The sequence below is a fragment of the Lewinella sp. W8 genome, assembly GCF_004375085.3.
Classification (GTDB): Bacteria; Bacteroidota; Bacteroidia; order Chitinophagales; family Saprospiraceae; genus Neolewinella.
The window spans coordinates 102,543-120,896 of sequence record NZ_SNAQ03000017.1; the positions used below are offsets into that span (position 1 = coordinate 102,543).

At 56.1% G+C, this 18,354-nt stretch carries 18 protein-coding genes; 7 read left to right on the forward strand and 11 right to left on the reverse strand.

The features are described 5' to 3' along the window. Nucleotides 1-46: 46 nt before the first annotated feature. The 6 genes from E1J53_RS17955 to E1J53_RS17980 all read right to left on the reverse strand — a co-directional run bounded on the left by E1J53_RS17955 (nt 47) and on the right by E1J53_RS17980 (nt 7,574). Nucleotides 47-811, reverse strand: coding sequence for a LytTR family DNA-binding domain-containing protein (locus E1J53_RS17955; protein ID WP_134273709.1), 765 nt, complete (start codon nt 809-811; stop codon nt 47-49). Further along, complete coding sequence (locus tag E1J53_RS17960; RefSeq protein WP_134273707.1) at nt 798-1,940, reverse strand: sensor histidine kinase; 1,143 nt, start codon at nt 1,938-1,940, stop codon at nt 798-800. Before E1J53_RS17960 ends, E1J53_RS17955 begins: the two co-directional genes overlap by 14 nt. Before the next feature lie 62 nt (nt 1,941-2,002). Further along, nucleotides 2,003-4,417: a TonB-dependent receptor gene (locus tag E1J53_RS17965; RefSeq protein ID WP_134273705.1), complete on the reverse strand. Its 2,415-nt coding sequence runs from the start codon at nt 4,415-4,417 to the stop codon at nt 2,003-2,005. A gap of 913 nt (nt 4,418-5,330) precedes the next feature. Then, complete coding sequence (locus E1J53_RS17970; RefSeq protein ID WP_134273703.1) at nt 5,331-5,747, reverse strand: SRPBCC family protein; 417 nt, start codon at nt 5,745-5,747, stop codon at nt 5,331-5,333. Between the two features lie 131 nt (nt 5,748-5,878). Next, nucleotides 5,879-6,433, reverse strand: coding sequence for a GIY-YIG nuclease family protein (locus tag E1J53_RS17975; RefSeq protein ID WP_134273701.1), 555 nt, complete (start codon nt 6,431-6,433; stop codon nt 5,879-5,881). After that, a complete protein-coding gene (locus tag E1J53_RS17980; RefSeq protein WP_134273699.1) occupies nt 6,426-7,574 on the reverse strand; it encodes a hypothetical protein in 1,149 nt (382 codons plus the stop codon). The genes E1J53_RS17975 and E1J53_RS17980 overlap by 8 nt, the downstream gene beginning before the upstream one ends. 77 nt (nt 7,575-7,651) lie before the next feature. Between E1J53_RS17980 and E1J53_RS17985 the strand changes: the two genes are divergently transcribed. Then, complete coding sequence (locus E1J53_RS17985) at nt 7,652-7,816, forward strand: hypothetical protein (RefSeq protein ID WP_154640234.1); 165 nt, start codon at nt 7,652-7,654, stop codon at nt 7,814-7,816. Between the two features lie 229 nt (nt 7,817-8,045). Further along, on the forward strand, nt 8,046-9,185 hold the full coding sequence (gene nspC, locus E1J53_RS17990; RefSeq protein ID WP_134273697.1) for a carboxynorspermidine decarboxylase: 1,140 nt from the start codon (nt 8,046-8,048) through the stop codon (nt 9,183-9,185). Between the two features lie 526 nt (nt 9,186-9,711). On the opposite strand, the gene E1J53_RS17995 is transcribed toward nspC, so the two are convergent. Then, entirely contained in the window at nt 9,712-10,608 is an 897-nt protein-coding gene (locus tag E1J53_RS17995; RefSeq protein ID WP_134273695.1) for an EamA family transporter, read from the reverse strand. Nucleotides 10,609-10,641: 33 nt separating this feature from the next. Here E1J53_RS17995 and E1J53_RS18000 point away from each other — a divergent pair, with 33 nt between their 5' ends. Further along, nucleotides 10,642-11,256 (forward strand): OmpH family outer membrane protein, encoded by a 615-nt coding sequence (locus E1J53_RS18000; RefSeq protein WP_134273693.1) that lies wholly within the window; start codon nt 10,642-10,644, stop codon nt 11,254-11,256. A 164-nt stretch (nt 11,257-11,420) separates the two neighbouring features. On the opposite strand, the gene E1J53_RS18005 is transcribed toward E1J53_RS18000, so the two are convergent. Then, a complete protein-coding gene (locus E1J53_RS18005; protein ID WP_134273691.1) occupies nt 11,421-12,584 on the reverse strand; it encodes a hypothetical protein in 1,164 nt (387 codons plus the stop codon). A 34-nt stretch (nt 12,585-12,618) separates the two neighbouring features. Between E1J53_RS18005 and cdaA the strand changes: the two genes are divergently transcribed. Next, on the forward strand, nt 12,619-13,413 hold the full coding sequence (gene cdaA, locus E1J53_RS18010) for a diadenylate cyclase CdaA (RefSeq protein ID WP_253932045.1): 795 nt from the start codon (nt 12,619-12,621) through the stop codon (nt 13,411-13,413). A gap of 234 nt (nt 13,414-13,647) precedes the next feature. Continuing rightward, nucleotides 13,648-15,039, forward strand: coding sequence for a dipeptidase (locus E1J53_RS18015; RefSeq protein WP_134273689.1), 1,392 nt, complete (start codon nt 13,648-13,650; stop codon nt 15,037-15,039). On the opposite strand, the gene E1J53_RS18020 is transcribed toward E1J53_RS18015, so the two are convergent. Continuing rightward, nucleotides 15,027-15,248: a hypothetical protein gene (locus tag E1J53_RS18020; RefSeq protein ID WP_134273687.1), complete on the reverse strand. Its 222-nt coding sequence runs from the start codon at nt 15,246-15,248 to the stop codon at nt 15,027-15,029. The genes E1J53_RS18015 and E1J53_RS18020 overlap by 13 nt on opposite strands. Nucleotides 15,249-15,299: 51 nt before the next feature. On the opposite strand from E1J53_RS18020, the gene E1J53_RS18025 reads away from it, so the two are divergent. Beyond that, entirely contained in the window at nt 15,300-15,866 is a 567-nt protein-coding gene (locus E1J53_RS18025) for a PepSY-associated TM helix domain-containing protein (protein ID WP_134273685.1), read from the forward strand. A 182-nt stretch (nt 15,867-16,048) separates the two neighbouring features. Here E1J53_RS18025 and E1J53_RS18030 read toward each other — a convergent pair whose 3' ends face one another. Next, the gene (locus tag E1J53_RS18030; protein ID WP_134273683.1) at nt 16,049-16,561 is read right to left on the reverse strand and encodes a peptidylprolyl isomerase; all 513 of its coding nucleotides are present in this window, start codon (nt 16,559-16,561) and stop codon (nt 16,049-16,051) included. A 189-nt stretch (nt 16,562-16,750) separates the two neighbouring features. After that, on the reverse strand, nt 16,751-17,017 hold the full coding sequence (locus E1J53_RS18035; RefSeq protein WP_134273681.1) for a hypothetical protein: 267 nt from the start codon (nt 17,015-17,017) through the stop codon (nt 16,751-16,753). A 231-nt stretch (nt 17,018-17,248) separates the two neighbouring features. Here E1J53_RS18035 and E1J53_RS18040 point away from each other — a divergent pair, with 231 nt between their 5' ends. After that, nucleotides 17,249-18,343, forward strand: coding sequence for a sensor histidine kinase (locus E1J53_RS18040; protein ID WP_134273679.1), 1,095 nt, complete (start codon nt 17,249-17,251; stop codon nt 18,341-18,343). Nucleotides 18,344-18,354 lie beyond the last annotated feature (11 nt).

Here is an 18,354-nt window from a genome sequence, read left to right on the forward strand (position 1 = left end):
AAATCCTAAATCCTAGATCCTGAAGCCTCAATCCTAAAACCTAGGCCTACGCCCCCAGCCACGCCCGACAAGCCTTCACGCGCTGACGGCTGACGATGTTCTCCCGATCGCTTTCCGGAGAGAGATCCAGCACTAATCGATGGTTGAAGTAGGGCTGGACTTTACGGACGGCTTCCACGTGCACGATCTGTCCCCGGTTGATGCGGAACCAGTTACGGGGGTCCAGTTCCTCTTCGATACGATCCAGTGTTTCGTCGAGGAGGTAGCGCTGGCCGGTGGTGGTCAGGGCAAAGGTGAGGCTGTCTTCACTGTAAATTTGGCGGAGTTCTTCCACCTTAACGGGCAACCACTCCTGCCGGTGTTGCGCCAGAAAACGCTGGCGGTAGGCTGGCTCCTTACGCTGAATGAGGCGGGCAATTTCTCCGTAATCCGGTGATATGGAAGGGGCCTGCAGGGTATCCAGTTTCGCCAGCGCCCGGTCCAGGGCATCCGTTTCGATGGGCTTCAGCAGGTAATCGATACTGTTGACCCGAAAGGCCCGGATGCCGTACTGATCGTAGGCGGTGGTGAAGATGACCGGGCAGTTGCACCGGATGTTCTCCCAGATCTGGAAGGATAAGCCGTCGGCCAGGTGAATATCGCTGAAAATGACCCGCGGATGTGGCCGCTCGGTCAGCGCTTTTCTGGCGCCATTGACCGTATCGGTGGTAAAGCTTACGTTGAACTCCGGGCGTACCTGGGCGATGAGTTGCTGTAGCCGACGTAGTGCTGGCGGTTCGTCTTCGATGATCCAACAATCATGCGGTGGCATAGCGGGTCTCGGTTTCGGGGCGAAGCAGCGGGATACTCACGCGGTAGACGGTGTCGTCGCTGAAGATGTTGACCTGCTGGTCGGTTACCAGCTGGTAGCGTCGACGAATGTTATGGTGGCCCCAACCGGTGGAGTTCAGCTGCCGCTCACGTAGGTGAAGATTGTTCTGAATCGTTAAGCTGGAATCGTTTAAGATGATGCTCACCGTCAGGGGGTGGTCCTGGCTGATCACGTTATGCTTGATGGCATTTTCCACCAGCAGCTGGGCGGCCAGCGGGACAACCTGGTAATCACGGAGGTAAGGGGGTAGGTCCACGGCCGACAGGGATTCGCCCTGCACCAGCCTCCGGGCCACATTATCGTGCTCCCACTCGATGATGAGCTTGTCCTCGAACCGGGTTTGCATCAAAAAAATGTAATCTCCCAGCGCCCGCAATTCCTCGTGCAGGGTAATCAGTTCCCGGTGCCGATACTCCAGAATCCGGCGGTAAACGGCCGCCAGGCGCTGGGTAAACAGCGTCGCCCGCTCGGTATCCTCGGGAATGACGTTGACCAGCGTATTGAGGCTGTTAAACAGAAAATGCGGGTTTACCTGCTGCTTGAGCACCGAAAGCTGGGCCTGCATGTTTTCTTTGGCCAGTCGCTCTTGCTCCAGCAGACTCTCTTTGTACTTGGTGAAGTAGTAGGCCCCTTCGTAACCCGAATATACCATCAGGTTCAAAACGAAGGCCATGGCCATTTTGAAATATATACTCGGAGTGACGGTATTACCCGCTTCCAGGTGAAAAGCAATTACCAGGGAATGCGTAAGCAGCGTGACGGCAACCACCACCAAACCAATCGTGGAAACGGTGATGATGATGCGTTTTCTGCTTTGAATCCGCTTCGGAAAATACTGCCGGAAAAGAATGGTGATCGTCCGGCTGGCGAACCAGTAAACTCCGCAAAAAAACAGGGAAAGTGCGTAGCAGGTCAGACCAAGTTGCCAACCCATGTTCATGCCCGGCTGCCCCCCGACAAAAAGAATATCCGCCAGGAAGGCCAGGGGAAAAATCCCAACGGCGATCATCCAGTGATCGTCAAAGCCGAGATATTTGATTCGCTGTTCCCTGGTACAGGTAAAGTGCATAAACTCAAAGATAAGGCATCCGGAAGTGCATCGCTTTAACGCCTTCCGGATGCCGGGTAATTTTAGAACTGGATACGGTACTGGATATCCGGGAAGAATCCGGCCTGAAAAACGGTGTTGACCTCCCCGGTAACGGGGTTATAGCGCTCCTGGAAAACGTTTTCGCGGTTCGTCAGATTCTGTAGGTCCACGAAGAAGCTCTGGCTGAATTTCTTGTTTGGACTGTTGAACTGGACCCCAAACTTCAGGTCCCAGCGGAAGTAGTTGGGGTACCGCAGTGTGAAGGCTTGGCTCTCGTCCCGAATGTCGGTTTCCAGCGCCTGGCTCGCCGCCAAATCCACGGGAGTGTAAAACTGCCCCCCCGAACCCGTCAGTCGAGAATTGATGGTGAACCGGTGGCGTTTGTCCTTACCGAAAGCCCATTCGCGGCCCGCCAGGAGGTTCATCACCACCCGGTTATTAAAGGTGGTGTTGCGCTCAATTCCGTCACTGGGCGTATAGCGACTCTCGAAGAAGGAGCCCGTGAAGAGGAGGTAAAAGTTATCGCTGAAGAACCGCTCCAGGGTAACTTCCACCCCATAGTTTTCTCCGCTTCCTTCATTAACCAGGGAGCCCCGTTCGGGGAAAACGAAGTCCGCCCCCGCGTTCAGAATGGAAAAAGAGGAAGGGAAATTGTCGACCGGAATGTCAAAGAGGAATTGATAATAAACCTCCGTCTTTAGGCGCCAGTTTGGCGCAAAGGCCAGGTCTCCGCCCACGACGAAGTGGTCGGCCCGCTGAAAGCCGAGGTTCTGGTTGGCGTCCGCATTCCCCGTCGCGGGGTCCCGGAAGAAGAAGACGGGGAAAGCCGGCGTCTGGCTGTGCCGGCCATAGCCCGCCGAGAGGGTAAGTTTGTCGGTTGCCCGATAAGACAATCCCAGGCGGGGTTCCAGTGCGAAGGCCTCGCTGAGGGTAAAGTATTGGGTGTGTATCCCCGCGTTCAGCGTCGTGCGCTCGCCCACCCGAACCTGGGCCTGCCCGTAGGCCTGAAGCAGGCTGAAAGTGCCGTCGAAGTCCCGCAGTCGGTCCAGATCCTGCAGGCCGTCCTCGTCGCGGTCGGGTTGCCCGTCGCGATCGTCCACCACGGTGGTCAGACCAAATTGTTCGGCCTGGACGCCCGCCCGGACGGTGAGACGTTTGCTGATTTTGCTGTTCAGGTAGGACTTGATGCTCAGGCGGACCGTTTCGTCATCGACGTCGGTGAAGAGGAGACCATCGCCCCCTTCGGCGTTGAGGTCAAACTCCGCAAATTCGTTGCCCTGCACGGAACCGCTGATGACGGTGCGCAGATAGGTATTTTCTCCGGTGATGAGGTTATGCCGCAGCCCCAGCACCCCAAACCGGCTGTCGGCGTAGGAATTCCGGCCCGGATTGGCGAAAAGATCGGTGGAGTCCGTTTCCGTCCCCAAAAAATCGATGTTACTCGTGCCGCCGATGCCGAACAGGGAAAACCGCCCCGCTTTGGAATTGCCAAAATCGACGTTGAAGGTCAGATCGCGGTAGTCGGGGGTGGCGTTGGTCCCGATGGGGATACCGATAGATTCCGCAAAACCGACGAAGCTGTTCCGGAAGGCTACGACAAAGGAGCCCCCCTTGTTGTTCAGCGGGCCTTCGGCCATGGCCTCCAGGCCCGAGAAGGTGCCCAGTTGGGCCATGAACTCGTAGCGGTCGCGGTTGCCGCGCCGCAGGCTGAGGTCGAAAACGCCGGACAGGGCGTTACCGTATTCGGCGGCGAAGGCGGAGGTGGCAAAGTCTGAGTTTGCCAGCATATTAGGGTTCAGGGCGCTGACCGGGCCGCCAGTGGTACCCAGCGTAGAGAAGTGGTTGGGGTTGGGAATCGGGATTCCTTCAAGTTGCCACAGCAATCCGGCGGGACTGTTGCCGCGGATCACGATGTCATTGCGGCTATCGTCGGAGGTGGCCACGCCCGCCAGGTTGCCGGCCAGACGGCTGACGTCGGCCCGACCGCCGGCGAATCGGTTGACCTGTTCGGCCGTGAAGGTCCGGGAACTGATCGTGGACATTTCGTTGATCGACCGGGCCGGATCGGTCTTGGCCGTAACGGTGACCGCCGCCAGCTCCGCCACGCTTTCGCGAAGGGAAAGGTTCAGGATCACATCCTTGCCCCGCGTAACGAGCACGTTGGGGAGCGATTGCCCTTCGTATCCGAGGTAGCTGATCCGCAGCGTATGCCTTCCGGGCGGGACGTTGGGCAGGGTGAAATATCCGTCCACGTCGGTGGTCGCTCCGCGGAGCGGGTCCACGGTAATCAGTTCTACCGTAGCACCGATGAGTGGCATTTCGGACTGGGCGTCCAGCAGATACCCCTTCACGGACTGCGCAAGCGCCAGGGTGCTGCTCAGGGCCAGCAGGATGATCGTGAGTAAAATCAGCAGGCTGTAGTAACGAGCCTGGTTCAAGAGCGTAAAGTTTTTCATGACTTGGGTATTGTGACGTCACAAAAAACCGGGCGACGGCGCGCAGGTGCAATGAGTTTTGGCTGAAGCGTCGTTATTGGCGGCTGAGTTGTCGGGGTAGTATTTACCCGAAGAATCCCAACGAAATATTGGCGGCCAGCGAGGACTATGGTCTCAAATGGCCGCTATGCTTTTGGTAGATGAAATTTTGAAAATCTGATCCTTCTGTCAATCAGTCCTTCGATCCTCCAATCCTTCAATCATTCGACACCTCAGCTATTCCATCTAGCATGAAAGTATCGCGCCTGGAAATGCTGGACCGAATGGTGTTCGGACGCCATTTCACTCGGCTACGCCTTCGCAAAATAGGCTTCCGACCCCGGGTTGACCCTGCTTAGAACCGTGGGTTTTTATCACTTTTACATTCAGTCCTTCGATCATTCAGTCCTTCAATCATTTGACACCTCAGCCATTCCATCTAAGATGAGAATATCCAACTTGGAATGTTGGACCGATTAGTGTTCGGACACCATTTCACTCGGCGACGCCTTCGCAAAACAGCGCCGACCACGGGTTAACCCTGGTTAGAGCCGTGGGTTTTTATCACTTCACATTCAATCCTTCAATCCTTCAGTCATTCGATCGCTATCGGAGGGCCCGTCGCCACGCCGTCGCTCATTGCTAGTCGCGTAAATCCGCTCCGGAGACCTCCGAGGAACGCTACATCACCTGGGCCAGTACCAGACTACTCCCCAGCGCCAGGCATACGACCAGCAGTAATATTAGCAGGCTGTAGAAGCGGGCCTGGGTAAAGAGGGTAAGATTCTTCATGTTGCTTGGTTGATCAATTTGTAATTGTGATTGATTGAGCAAAGTCGTTATGCTCAAGGGGGTTGCCCGGGCACCTTTCAACGCCCAGACAACCCGAGCAGCATTAGGCCGCGACGGCCAGCCGTTCCAGCCCTTCCGCCCCCTGGGCGTAGATCTGTTCCAGCCCAGCTTTCACCTGGGCGTAGGTGGCTTCGTCGGCCACCTCAAAACTCAAATCCCAGTGGAGGATGCTGGTTTGCGGGGGTACTGACTCTACGCGCATGGTGCCGATGATGTCTTCAATCGGCAGCAAGGATTGCTCCTCAATCGAGTAGCGGAAGGTCATGTCCCCATCGTCCGAAGAGAGGATGGTCTCCGTGAGGGGTTGGTCCCCCGCTTCGCAGTACCGCCGGTCCCCTTCTACCCGACAGGAGGTGATCATGGGCAACCACAGATTGACGCCCTCGCCGGTCCGTAGGTGTTCCCACACTTCGCTGGCGGGAGCCTGGATGGGATTACTGGTTTGCACTAACTTTTTCATGGCGTTGTTTTTTTGGTTCCCCACAAAAGTGACGGAATGTGCCAGGAGAGGCTTGTGGTAAAGGGTCAGGGTTTTGGGGATTTGGGCCAGTGGGGAACTTTGCCTTTGCTTTTCACCTAGCCAATGGCAGATCAATGAGGTTCAAATACGTTGAGGGCACACCCCAACTCCAGTGCGCAGTAGATTTCGAACAAGGCTAGCTGGTCAGCGTCATTGATGGGCATCATGCGCAGGTGCTGATCCTTTAGCCATTCCCGCACCACGGCAATGTTTTCCTGGTCGTAGTCCGCCCGGCGCGTCTTTGTCTCCGTTGGCCAGAGGTCACGCGCAATTTTATAGGCCATGGAGGCCGAATAATGGTCTTTGGCCTTGGCGTGCTGCCCGACCCGTTGCAAGACATTATTGGAAATCCCAACGTAAAACGGATGCTCTTCGTGGTACCACACGTACAGCCCCCTGAAATCCGCGGCATCGTCCTTAAACCAGTGGGCTTTACCCTCGGCCAGCAGCATCTTCTTCGTGCTGGCCCTACCCTTTCCCGGGCCGAAATAATCCCGCCAGGCCATGGGTTGCTGTTGCCGTAGCTCGTGGAGGATGTCGGGAAATTGTTGCACCATCTCCGTGAAGGGCCGCTCCGTTTTCCTTGATTGGCGGATGTGGTTAATGATTAAGGCACTTTTATTCAACGTGGGAAGTGTTAACTAAGACAATACTTTTTGCGTTGTGCAGAAATTTCGCCACGGTTGCCGCCACCGATTCGGGTGTTTGTCCAGCGACCGGCGACATGGTGTCCTTCACTAGGCCGATCTCCAGGCTGGCAACGGTCTTGGATTTTTTGTAGCCGTTTTTACGGGGAAGAATAAGCTTATCGAAGACCCGTTCTAAGTCTTCCCGAAAAGCCTCCGTCAACTTTTGCTTGTCCTCCGTAGAATTGCCTTTCTTAAAATATATCTTAAAATTCAGCAGTCCGTTACGGTTGATCTCAACGTAGCGGAAACCGCCGCTTCGCCAATCAGGGGGTAGGAAGAAGTTCAAAATGGCGTCGTTACTTCCGTGCGGATATACCGAGGGCTGGTAGCCGGCGATCTCTTCCGGATAATTATCTATCAGGGTACTGCGTAACTGCCCGAGTCGCATCAGGGGCAAGAGGCGGGCGCGGTTCCCCTGGCTAGCTACCGCCTTCTCCTCGTTGGCCGTCCAGCAGGACTGGCGGAGCTCCAACTCGGCTACTAGGGCATCTTGCCACTGACGCAAAAGTTCGTCCGTTTGCTCAATCTTTTTAACGGCCTCCACCACTTTCTCCAGGCCAACCTGCTGCCAGATATTCCCCCTGGACGTGAAATCCTCGTAAAACTCACCGGTGCCAAGCGTAATCAGTAGGCAAGTCGGGCGCGTTGCCTGCTCCATTTCATAGAGTTCCTCCTTTAAGGTGTAATATTCAGTTTGGATGAGTCTTTTCTTACCCTCAATTATTTGGGGGCCAAAAAGGTCTTTCCGGGGAGACTTGCTGACCTTTTCAAAGTCATTCTTCTGCTTCTTTGACAAGGGTTTCCAACCCTGCCAGTCATCCACCTTCATTTCCAAAAGGAGATAGAGATTCTTTTTTTCTGGGGCCCCCTCGAAGATGGCCAGGTCGATGTTGTTGTACTCTAGCTTCGCGGTTAACTGCTGAGCTGTAGGGGGATGGACATTGAGGCCTACCAGGAAGTCGGTCAGGGGTGTCGGATCACCGTAATTCCACCGCTCCACCAGGTAAACAATCATGGCGGAGTGGGAACGACCGTGGCCGTAGTTGAGGCGGAAGAAGTTGGGGGTAGGTGATCTCATATCCTTAAAAGTCTAAAAATGTGGCTGAGGAAAAACTACCTATTTTATCAGCCTGTTTCACCCCATCACACCTCCCCATGATCAAAGTCTACCCCACCATCGCCAGCTTTGCCGCGTCCATCGGGCGTACTTTCGATCAGGACTTTGACTTTACCATCCACCGTACGGAGGAGGCCCTCAACGGATCGAAGCCAGTGGAGGCATGTTCCTCTAAACGACTTCGCCGGAGCGGAAGAAGTTGATCTGGGCGACGGAGCGTGAAGCAAAGCGGAATACTCGGCTCAGCCGGTGCAGGTGCCGGCATTTCGGGAAATGCTGGGCACCCCGGCTGAGCACGAGGGTTCCGTTTCACTGCACCTGCGCTCCGTCGCCCTTTTTATATTTCATGATCGGTAATGACCGTAAATTTGCGCCCGCGGATGCACCCCTTGGGGCGTTCCGTCATTCAGTCCATCCATCAATCCTTCCGTCATTCAGTCCTTTGACCACTTCCCCTCCCCTGCATTCCTGATCGAGGAAGACAAGCTTCGGAAAAACCTCGAGCTCATCGCCGACGTGGCGGCCGCCGCCGACGTGACCATCATCCTGGCCCTGAAGGCCTTCGCCTACTGGCCCGCCTTTCCGATCGTGGCCGAATACCTGCGCGGGGCTACGGCCAGCAGCCTCAACGAAGCCCAGCTGATCAAGCGGCACTTCGGCAAACCGCCCCATGTCTACGCTCCCGTTTACCAGCCCCACACTTTTCCCCAGGTAGCGCAACTGGCCGGCCACCTGACCTTCAACTCCCTGACCGAACTGGAACGTTACCGCTCCGTCTGGGAGCCCGCCGGCGTGAACGTCGGGCTACGCGTCAACCCGGAGTACAGTCCGGTAGAAACGGCGCTCTACAACCCCGCCAATCCGCACGGCCGCCTCGGGGAGACCCTCCCCAACCTGCCCACCAAGCCCCCCGCCGGACTGCGGGGACTGCACGTCCACACCCTCTGCGAAAGCAGCGCCGGGGCCACGGCGACGCTGATCGAACGGACCAAAGCCCAGTTTGGGCACTACCTGGAAAAAGTAGAATGGCTCAACCTGGGCGGAGGGCACCTGATGACGCGGGAGGGCTACGACATGGACGGGCTCATCGCCACCCTCCGGGCGCTGCGCGCCCGCTACCCCCACCTGGAAGTAATCCTGGAACCGGGGAGCGCCATCGCCTGGCAAACGGGCATCCTGTCGGCCAGCGTCCTCGACGTCGTCGAGAATTACGGTACCCGCACGCTAATGCTCGACGTAAGCTTCACCTGCCACATGCCCGACACCCTGGAGATGCCATACCGCCCCACGGTGCGTGGCGCGAAAACCGAAGCAACCGAGGGCTTCGACTTCGCCTACCGCCTCGGCGGCATGAGCTGCCTGGCCGGAGACGCGCTGGACGAGTACTATTTCCCCCAGCCCGTCCGCCCCGGAGATCGCATCATCTTCGAAGACATGGCCCACTACACCACGGTAAAGACCACCATGTTCAACGGCGTCCCCCACCCCGATATCTGCCTCATTGACGCCAACGACGAGATCATTGCCCGGCGGACGTTTACCTACGAGGACTATGAAGGAAGAATGGGGTGAGAGATGTTTGAAACTTGACGTTTGATCTTTGATGAAGGGGAGAGACTTTTGGTGAAACGGCTGGATGGCGTGGAGAGCTTAGAGGTGAGGGATGTTTGAAACTTGAAGTTTGATCTTTGATGTAGAGGAGAGACTTTGGGTGAAACGGCTGGATAGCGTGGAGAGCTTAGCGGGGAGAGAGGTTTGAAACTTGACGTTTGATCTTTGATGTAGAGGAGAGACTTTGGGTGAAACGGCTGGATAGCGTGGAGAGCTTAGCGGGGAGAGAGGTTTGAAACTTGACGTTTGATCTTTGATGTAGAGGGGGGGATTTTGGGCAAGCGGCATTTAGGATGGAACGCCTGAGGAAGAGAAGGATGTTTGCCGTTTGATCCAGAGTGGGAGGTCGTTGATGTAGATCCATGAGAAGAGGTGGCGGAGACTTGACGTATAGATACGTCTGTACCACAATTCGCACCAAGCAAAAACCCACCTAGTGCCAGTGCCCTTTCCACTACATCAAATTTCAAACGTCAACTATCAAATATTAAACCGCCGTTTTCTTCGCCGTATTGATGAACCAAACGCCGGTGAGCAGGATGGCTCCGGCGAGCATGGATTGGCCCGTGACAACTTCGTTGTTGAAGAGTGCGCCGAGCAAAACCGCCACTACGGGGTTGACGTAGGTGTTCGTCGCTACCTTGTCGGCGCTCACCTTGCTGAGGAGGAAGTTGAAGGCGGAGAAGGCCAGGATGGAGCCAAAGAAAACCAGAAAGAGCCAGGAGCCGATGGTTTTGGTAGTCAGCTGCGCGAAGGACCAGCCCGACCATTCGTCAATGCTAATACTGAAAATGAGCATCAGGATGCCGCCGACGATCATCTGCATGGCCGTGGCCCGGACGGGGTTATTGCCCAGGTCCAGTTTCGGGCGGAGCAGCATGCCGGCACCCCAGCAGAGCATGCCGGTGGCAATGGCCAGTAGGCCGATGGGGGCGTCTTCGCTGGTGAGGTTATCCGGCTGGCCGATCAGGAGGCTCATCCCCAGAATGCTGACCGCAGCGCCCAGGAACGCCCGTCCGGGAGGACGGCTGGACAGGAAGCCCCACATCATGAGCATGACCACGAGGGGCTCGAAGGAAATGATCAGGGCGGCCATGCTGGTGGGAATAAATTGCTGGGCCCACACCACGGCACCGGTACCGACGGAAAGAAAAAGGACGCCGATCAAGCCGGAATTGCCCCACTGTTTTAAGCTGGGTCGACGCCGGTCACCACGGATCAGGGAATAGGCGTACATCAACAGACCGGCCGACAGAAAGCGGGTGCCGCCCATGCCAAAGGGGGGTAGCGAGTCGATGGCCCAGTAATTGGCCAGGTAGGTGGCACCCCACACAAAATAGGTCGTTGCGAAGGCGCCGACGATCAACCATTGGTCACGTCCCATGGAGAAAGTGTACTTTTGCGGAAAATATGCTCAATGATCAGCATTGCAAGAATACTCCCCAACGCAACTTTTGTTGCCATCGCCCTGCTCTTTTTCGGATGCCAGGCTCAGGAAAATAATTCCGGAACTACTACCGCTGCCGCTGCCGAGCCGGCCAATTCCGGGTTGAACATTGTTTACGTTCAGGTAGACAGTCTGCAATCCGGCTACACGGCCGTTGCCGACGAGCTCAAGCGCCTGGAAGAAAACTTCCTGAAGGCACAGGAGAACCACAACAGCCGTCAGGCAGCCTTTGCCCGCGAAGTGCAGCGGGTCCAGAATCAGGTCCAGCAGGGTCTCCTGGCTCCCAATAAGATTCAGGCCGAGCAGCAGCGTCTGGCCCGCCGCGAACAGGAAATCGCCCAACAGCAGCAGATTGCCCTGAACAGCATCCAGGAAGATCAGCTCAAACTACAGGCCGCCTTTGCGGAGCGCGTGGAGGCCATCCTGAAGGACCTCAAAGCCGAAAACAACTACGATTTCATCTTTAACCAGGGCGGAGGTTCCGGCCTGCTGATGAGCAACGAAGCTTACGACATCACCAACCTCGTCCTGGAGCGCCTCAACGCCGAAGACAGCCCGGTCATGCCGAAAGATTCGGTGCAGTAGACGGAGTTGCTGGTTTACTAGTTTACTAGTTTACTAGTTGCTAGTTGCTGGTTTGCTGGTTGTGTTGTTCTAGTCAACCATTTATCCGGCCCAAAAAAAGAGCGCAAATTGCGATGCAATTTGCGCTCTTTTTTTGACTCCCCAGCCACCGGTAACTAGGCCCCCTAAAGACACTCTACTGCCCGGCGCAGGGCATCTACCTGGAGTATTTCGTACTGTTCGAAGCCGCTGGACCAGAAGATGCGAACGAAGTCGAGGGCGTGGTTACGCAGGTCGGCCGCGGCTCCGCGCGGCAGCAGGTAGGTGACCTCGTAGTTGAGCTCTCTCCGGCCGTGGTCGATGATGCCGACGGCCTCGCGGATGGCCTGCAGGGAAATGTGCCGGCCGTTAAGCAGGTGGAGGCTCAGACTGGAGTTTTCCGGCAAGAAGCCGTAGGTAGTGATGGCGTTGGGATTAGCGAAGGTCAGCTTGAGGTGCAGGAAGCGGCGGCCACTGGGGTCACGGCTGGTCCAGGTCAGGCAGCGGAGGTATTCCTTGCCGTCCAGGAAGGGACGCAGGTTTTCGTCGGTGTGGGTAAAAAGCAGACTGGGATAAGAAACCGGGAAGGCCCCTTCGCGATTGGCGACTCCCTGGGCGCGGTTACAGGGAGGCGGCTCCGGGCTCGAGGGCCGGCCGGTGGCCGCGCCGTAGCCGGAGAAGGAAGGCGGGGCGGGCAGTAACAACCCTAGCTGTCGTTCCCGCTGGTTGCTCGCCGGATTGGCGATCACGGGTCCGGTGCGTTCGCGCAGTCGGGCTTCGTTGTAGGCGGCCACGTAGCGGCCCTGGGCCACCACGTTGTTGGCGGCCGCGGCGCGCTGTTCGGCTTCGGTGCGGTCGGCCAGCGCCCGCTGTTCTACCTGGCGCGCCAGCGCCAGGCGGCGCTGGAGGGTGGCACTTTCCCCGGTCCGGTTGGCGTCCCGGGCGGCCTGAAGTTTGCCTTCCAGGTCAATCCGATTGTTGATGGCGGCCGCGGCGCGACTGCGGGCCAGTTCCTCGGCTTCCCGGGCCAGTTGGAGCTTTCTTTCCGCAATCCGACGCAGATCCGCCTCGGTGGGGTCCACGCCGCCGGAAAGGGGCTCGATCGTTACGGCCACTACGGGGTAGGCCGCGGCGGCGGAATCCTTCTGTTGGGCCTCAATCAGGGTAAGGTCATTGAAGTAGCGGGCCGAGCCGTCGCGATAGACGATGATTTTCTCGCCCGCAGCGTTGGTGCGCAGCTCCTGGGCGAAACCCGGCACCTGCGGTAACGCCAAAAACAAAAGCAGGATGATCCTCGTGGTACAATTCACCGAACAAAGATAGTGCTTCGTACCTTGCGAGCCGATGCAGGCAATGCTTTTCAATATCGGCTTTCTGGAGGTCAACATCCTGGACCTTTTCGACATCCTGATTGTGGGCGTGTTGCTGTATCAGTTGTACCGGCTCCTACGGGGAAGCATCGCCCTCAATATTTTTGCCGGACTGGTGGCCCTCTTCCTCAGCTACCTCGTTTTTGAGGCGCTGGGCATGGATCTGCTGAGCATTATCCTCTACCAGTTCATCAACATTGGCTTCGTCAGTCTCATCATCATTTTTCAGCCGGAAGTCCGCCGTTTTCTCCTCCTGCTGGGCAGCAACGCCATTAAGCAACGGGATTCGGTGTGGAATCGCTTACTCGGCCGCGAAGAGGAAAATGCCGGTCGGCGGCCGGAAGCGGAAGACATCCGGCGGGCGGTCCTGCAGTTGGCGCGCCGGCGGACGGGGGCACTGATCGTCATTTTGCAGGACGCCGATCCGGAAACGATCATTTCCGGAGGCACCGTCCTGGACGCCACGCTGAGCTACAGTCTCCTCGTCAGCATATTCCACAAGGAAAGTCCCCTGCACGACGGCGCGGTGATCATCAAAAACCAGCGGATTGACCGGGCCAGCTCCATCCTGCCGATCAGTGAAAACCCCGATCTTCCCAAGAGCGTCGGCCTGCGGCACCGGGCGGCCGTGGGGGTTACGGAAAAATCGGACGTCGTTTGCCTGATCGTCTCCGAGGAGACGGGGAAAATTTCTTTTGCCAGGGAGGGAAAACTGGAACGTGGCATTACGGAAGCCCGGGTGGAGGAATTACTGGAGCAGTATTTGTAGTACGGTAGGGGGTAGTACGGTAGGGCGGTTTTATTACGACGGAGCGTGAAGCAAAGCGGAATACTCGGCTCAGCCGGTGCAGGTGCGGGGTATACCTCAATTTTAGCCGGGGCCCAGGGTTTTCTGGTTGTACAGTCTCACTTTCTTGTAACCATTTTCCGTTTCTCTGAAGGCCGTTATTCAGTGAGCCACGTTCTGCTTATCTTGGCGCTCCGCCAAATTGACCATTTGATCATGACCATTCAGGAATACATCGACACCAATAAGGAACGATTTCTCGACGAACTCTTCACGCTTCTACGAATTCCCAGCGTAAGTACGGATAAGGCCCACGACGACGATACCCACCACTGCGCCGTACAGGTTCAGGAATACATGGTCAAGGCGGGCCTGGATAAAGCCACCCTCTACCCTACGGATGGTCATCCCATCGTCTACGCCGAAAAGATGATTGATCCCAGCCTGCCCACCGTGCTGGTTTACGGCCACTACGACGTACAGCCCGCCGCTCCGCTGGATCAGTGGAAAAGTGAGCCTTTTGAGCCCGAAATCCGTAAAACCGAAATCCACCCCGATGGCGCCATTTTTGCCCGTGGCAGTACCGACGACAAGGGCCAGTTCTTCCTTCACGTCAAGGCCGTGGAGTCGATGATCAAAACGGATCGGCTTCCCTGCAACGTGAAGTTTATGATCGAAGGGGAAGAAGAGGTTGGCAGTCCCAACCTGGTTCCTTTCATCACCAAGTACAAGGACCTGCTGAAGTCTGACGTGATCCTGGTGTCCGACACCAGCTTACTCAGCAAGAAGCACCCCAGCATTACCGTGGGTTTACGGGGGCTCACCTATCTGGACGTCAAGGTTACCGCCGCACGCGCCGATATGCACTCCGGCCTATTTGGTGGGGCCGTAGCCAATCCCATCAATACGCTCTGCGAAATGATCGCTTCGCTCAAGGATGAGAAAAAGCACATTACCATTCCCGGCTTCTATGACGACGTTGTCTTCCCTTCCGATAGCGATCGGGAGATGATGCGTAACGCCCCCTTCGACCCTCAGGAGTACATGGACAGTCCCGGAGTCTTTGGGCTGGAAGGCGAAGAGGGCTTCCATACCTACGAGCGGACGGGGATTCTCCCGACCCTCGACTGCAACGGCATCTGGGGCGGCTTTACCGAAGAGGGCTCCAAGACCATTATTCCCGCCGTGGCGAACGCCAAGATCAGTATGCGACTGGTCTCGAAGCAGAACTACGAGAAGATTACCGAGCTCTTTACCGAGCACTTCAAATCCATCGCTCCGGACTCCGTCAAGGTAGAAGTCCACCCCCACCACGGGGGTAATCCCTACGTTACTCCAACGGACACGATTGAGTACCGGGCGGCGGCGAAGGCCATGGAGGCTACCTTTGGCAAGACGCCCGTACCGATGTACGAGGGAGGCTCCATTCCCATCGTTGCTAATTTCAAGGAAATCCTCAAAGTTGAAACCATCCTGATGGGCTTCGGCTTCGACACGGATGGCCTGCACAGTCCCAACGAGCACTTTGGCGTATGGAATTTCTACAAAGGTATTGAGACGGTTCCGCACTTTTACCAGGCCTACGCGGAGATGTCTCAGGAAGCCTGACCAGCCTTCTGCTCTTCGTCCCGTTGAGCCCGTTTCTTCAGGTAGGTGTATACCAATAGCATGGACATCATGAGGACATTGCTCAGCATGGCGGCAAGGAAATAGTATCCCGGGTCATCTAGTTCTCCCCGGACTACCGTTATCGCCAAAAGCGCCAGGGTGACTACGGCCAGCAGAAAGGTTATCCGGGAGGATAATTTAACGGTCATATTCACTTTGATTTTCGCCAGGAATTTAACCCCAAAATACCAACAACAGTTTTGCCCAACCAACGAAGAACCAAAAGACAGCAACGCGCTCGTGTCCTGCGCCTGACCCGTCAGGTGCACCGGTATACGGGCATTCTGTTGTTTGTCTTTTTCTTCATCATGGCGGTGAGCGGGATCGCCCTGGGATGGAAAAAAAACGCCGGTGAGTTGATCATGCCTTCCACCCAGAAGGGAAGCAAAATTGAAGGTACTTCCTGGCTGGCGATCGATTCCCTGTCGTTTCTGGCCACCCAGGCCTTGCTGGAGGAACGGGGCGTCCTTTCGGAAATAGATCGCATTGACGTGCGCCCCAGTAAAAATGTGATGAAATTTCTCTTTACCGACCGGCAACTCGAAGTTCAGCTTGACCCTAACAACGGAGCGGTGCTGAGCGTCGGTCGGCGGCATTCCGACTGGATCGAACAGGTTCACGATGGCTCCATCGTTGACGATGCCTTTGGCCTGCCCAATGGCTTATTCAAAGTCTTCTACAATACCGTTATGGGAGTGGCGCTGGTCTTATTTACCGTAACTGGCTTCTGGCTGTGGTACGGTCCGAAGCGGATGCGGAGGGGGTAGAGGTTTGGTTGGTCTGTTAGTTCGTTAGTTCGTTGGTCTGTTGGTCTGTTGGTCTGTTAGTCTGTTGGTCTTTTAGTTCGTTGGTCTGTTGGTCTGTTAGTCTGTTAGTCTGTTGGTCTGTTGGTCTTTTAGTTCGTTGGTCTGTTGGTCTGTTGGTCTGTTGGGGGATAAAACCAATGGTTTTATTGGCGGTGCGCGCCCCCGAGGTCGATGTAGCGTTTTTGAACGAGTTCATCGACGGTAGGTTGCCGTACGTTAAGGATAGCTCCGGAGAAGAACAGAGTTTTTCCCGCTAATGCATGGTTGGCGTCCAGCGTAACGGTTTCCTCATCCCAATCCAGGATTTTGGCGTTTACGTTGCGTCCGTTGCTGTCGGTCAGGGTAACGAACTGCCCCTTTTCCAGTAGGCCCGGTTCAATTTGCTCCCGTTCATTTTGGAACAGATGCTTTGGCATTTGCAGGATGTGCTCCTTGCTGGGCACGCCGTAGGCGTCTTCCGGCGTGAGGAGAAAAGTGAAGCCCATACCGGATTTGAGGCCGAAGATTCTCCGCTCCCAGGCGGGCAACATCTTGCCGACGCCAAACATGAAGACGAAGGGATAGTTGGCGTCCATTCGCTCCAGTAAGGGACCCTGTGGGCCTCCGTCGCGGACCTCGTAGGTGAGCGTGACGATGGAATGCTCTTCGATGATCATAATTGATGATTTTCCTGGCTTAGCGGAGGTAAAAAACGGGAGGTGCGGTGGAATGTTTAGTCGTACTTCTACATATCTACATCAGAAGCAGAATTCTTCAACTATGTCGTACTTCTACATATCTACATCAAAGGGAGAAAGCTCCAATCATGTCGTACTTCTACATATCTACTACGGAAACGCTACTTCCTAATACTTCCGCTCAATGAACGGCGCATCGGCGCCGGGGCCAGGCTTGCGGGATTTGCGCACCTCGTCCAAACGGTCCCGGCAGGAATCACAGCTTCCCAGGTGCTCCGTCACCCGACGGAAGGCCTTACGGTCCCCCTTTTCCAAACGTCCCGCCCAAAAATCCTCCAGTTCTTCGTCGGAGGGGTGCCGGAGCGCACCAATGACCTCCCGACCGATGTAGTAAATGATGGCAAAGGCCACCACGGCAACGAAAAGAAACTTCATGCCCCAAAGATAGGCCGAGCCCCCGACTCCCCTGATTAAGGGAGAACTATTTCCTTCCGCCATAGCATTCGACGCAAAAGCCAACGGCCACTGCCCCTCGCTTAAAACTCTGGCACCTGCGGTAATCGCCCCAAATCCTTTCTCCGTCCCGGCGCGGCCAATCCATCAATCAACTCCGGGTATTCGTCGAAAAGGAAGTACACATTCCTTCCGCCTTCGTACTTTGGGGACATGTCAACGATGACCCGAGACTCAACAAGCGAAGAACTGGGAGGATTCCTGGATCGTCTGGGGCAGACCCTGACCAAGCGGCCCTTCTACCACGCAGGAGGCTGGTTGGCCTTTTTCGTGGTGCTCGTGACCGCACAATGGCGCACCGGAGAATTCAATTTCGGCCTCTCGCTGGCCAACGAGTTCATCAACATCAGCTTCTACATTTTCGTCGTCTACATCAACCTGCTGTACCTCTTCCCCACTTATTTGAAGAAGGATCAGTACTGGCGTTACCTCCTGCTGCTGATCGCCGTTTCCTTCGTCTTCACCCCCCTGAAACTCGTCCTGAAGTATTTCCTCTTTGCCGGCGTGGAGGGTATGCAGGAAGACCTCCTCAGCAACATCAACGCCTATTTCTTCAGCACCTTCATGGTGGCCGGATTGAGTACGGTTGGCAAAATCATGGTCGACTGGATCGTCGAAAACCGTAAGAAGGTCACTGCGGCCAACGAAAGCATGCAGTCGGAACTGCGCTTCCTCAAAAGCCAGATCAACCCGCACTTCCTGTTCAATACCCTGAACAGCCTGTACGCTCTGACTCTCAAAAAGGACGACAAGGCCCCCGACATCGTGATCAAGCTTTCTGAAATGATGCGGTACATGCTCTACGAATGCAATGAGCCCCGGGTGCCCCTGAGAAAGGAGATCAATTACCTGAAAAATTACCTCGACCTGGAACGGCTACGCCAACGCGAAGGTATCGACATTCAGCTTCAGGTAACCGGCAACGTGGCCGACCAAATGGTGGCTCCGCTGATGCTGATTCCCTTCCTCGAAAACAGCTTCAAGCACGGCGTAAACGCCAACATCAAGGATGGATTTGTACGTGCCAGCTTACACGTGGAACACCGAAAAATTCACTTCGAGCTGGAAAACAGCAAAGGTTCCATCATGCCCCGGCAACCCGACGCCGCCCGCCCCAGCGGGGGAATTGGCCTGGTCAACGTCCGCCGGCGCCTGCAATTATTGTACCCCGATGCCTATACCCTGGACATCAAAGAAACGCCCTCCACCTACGCCGTCCATCTGGACCTGGAGCTGGTGGGAAACTGACACCCTGAAAC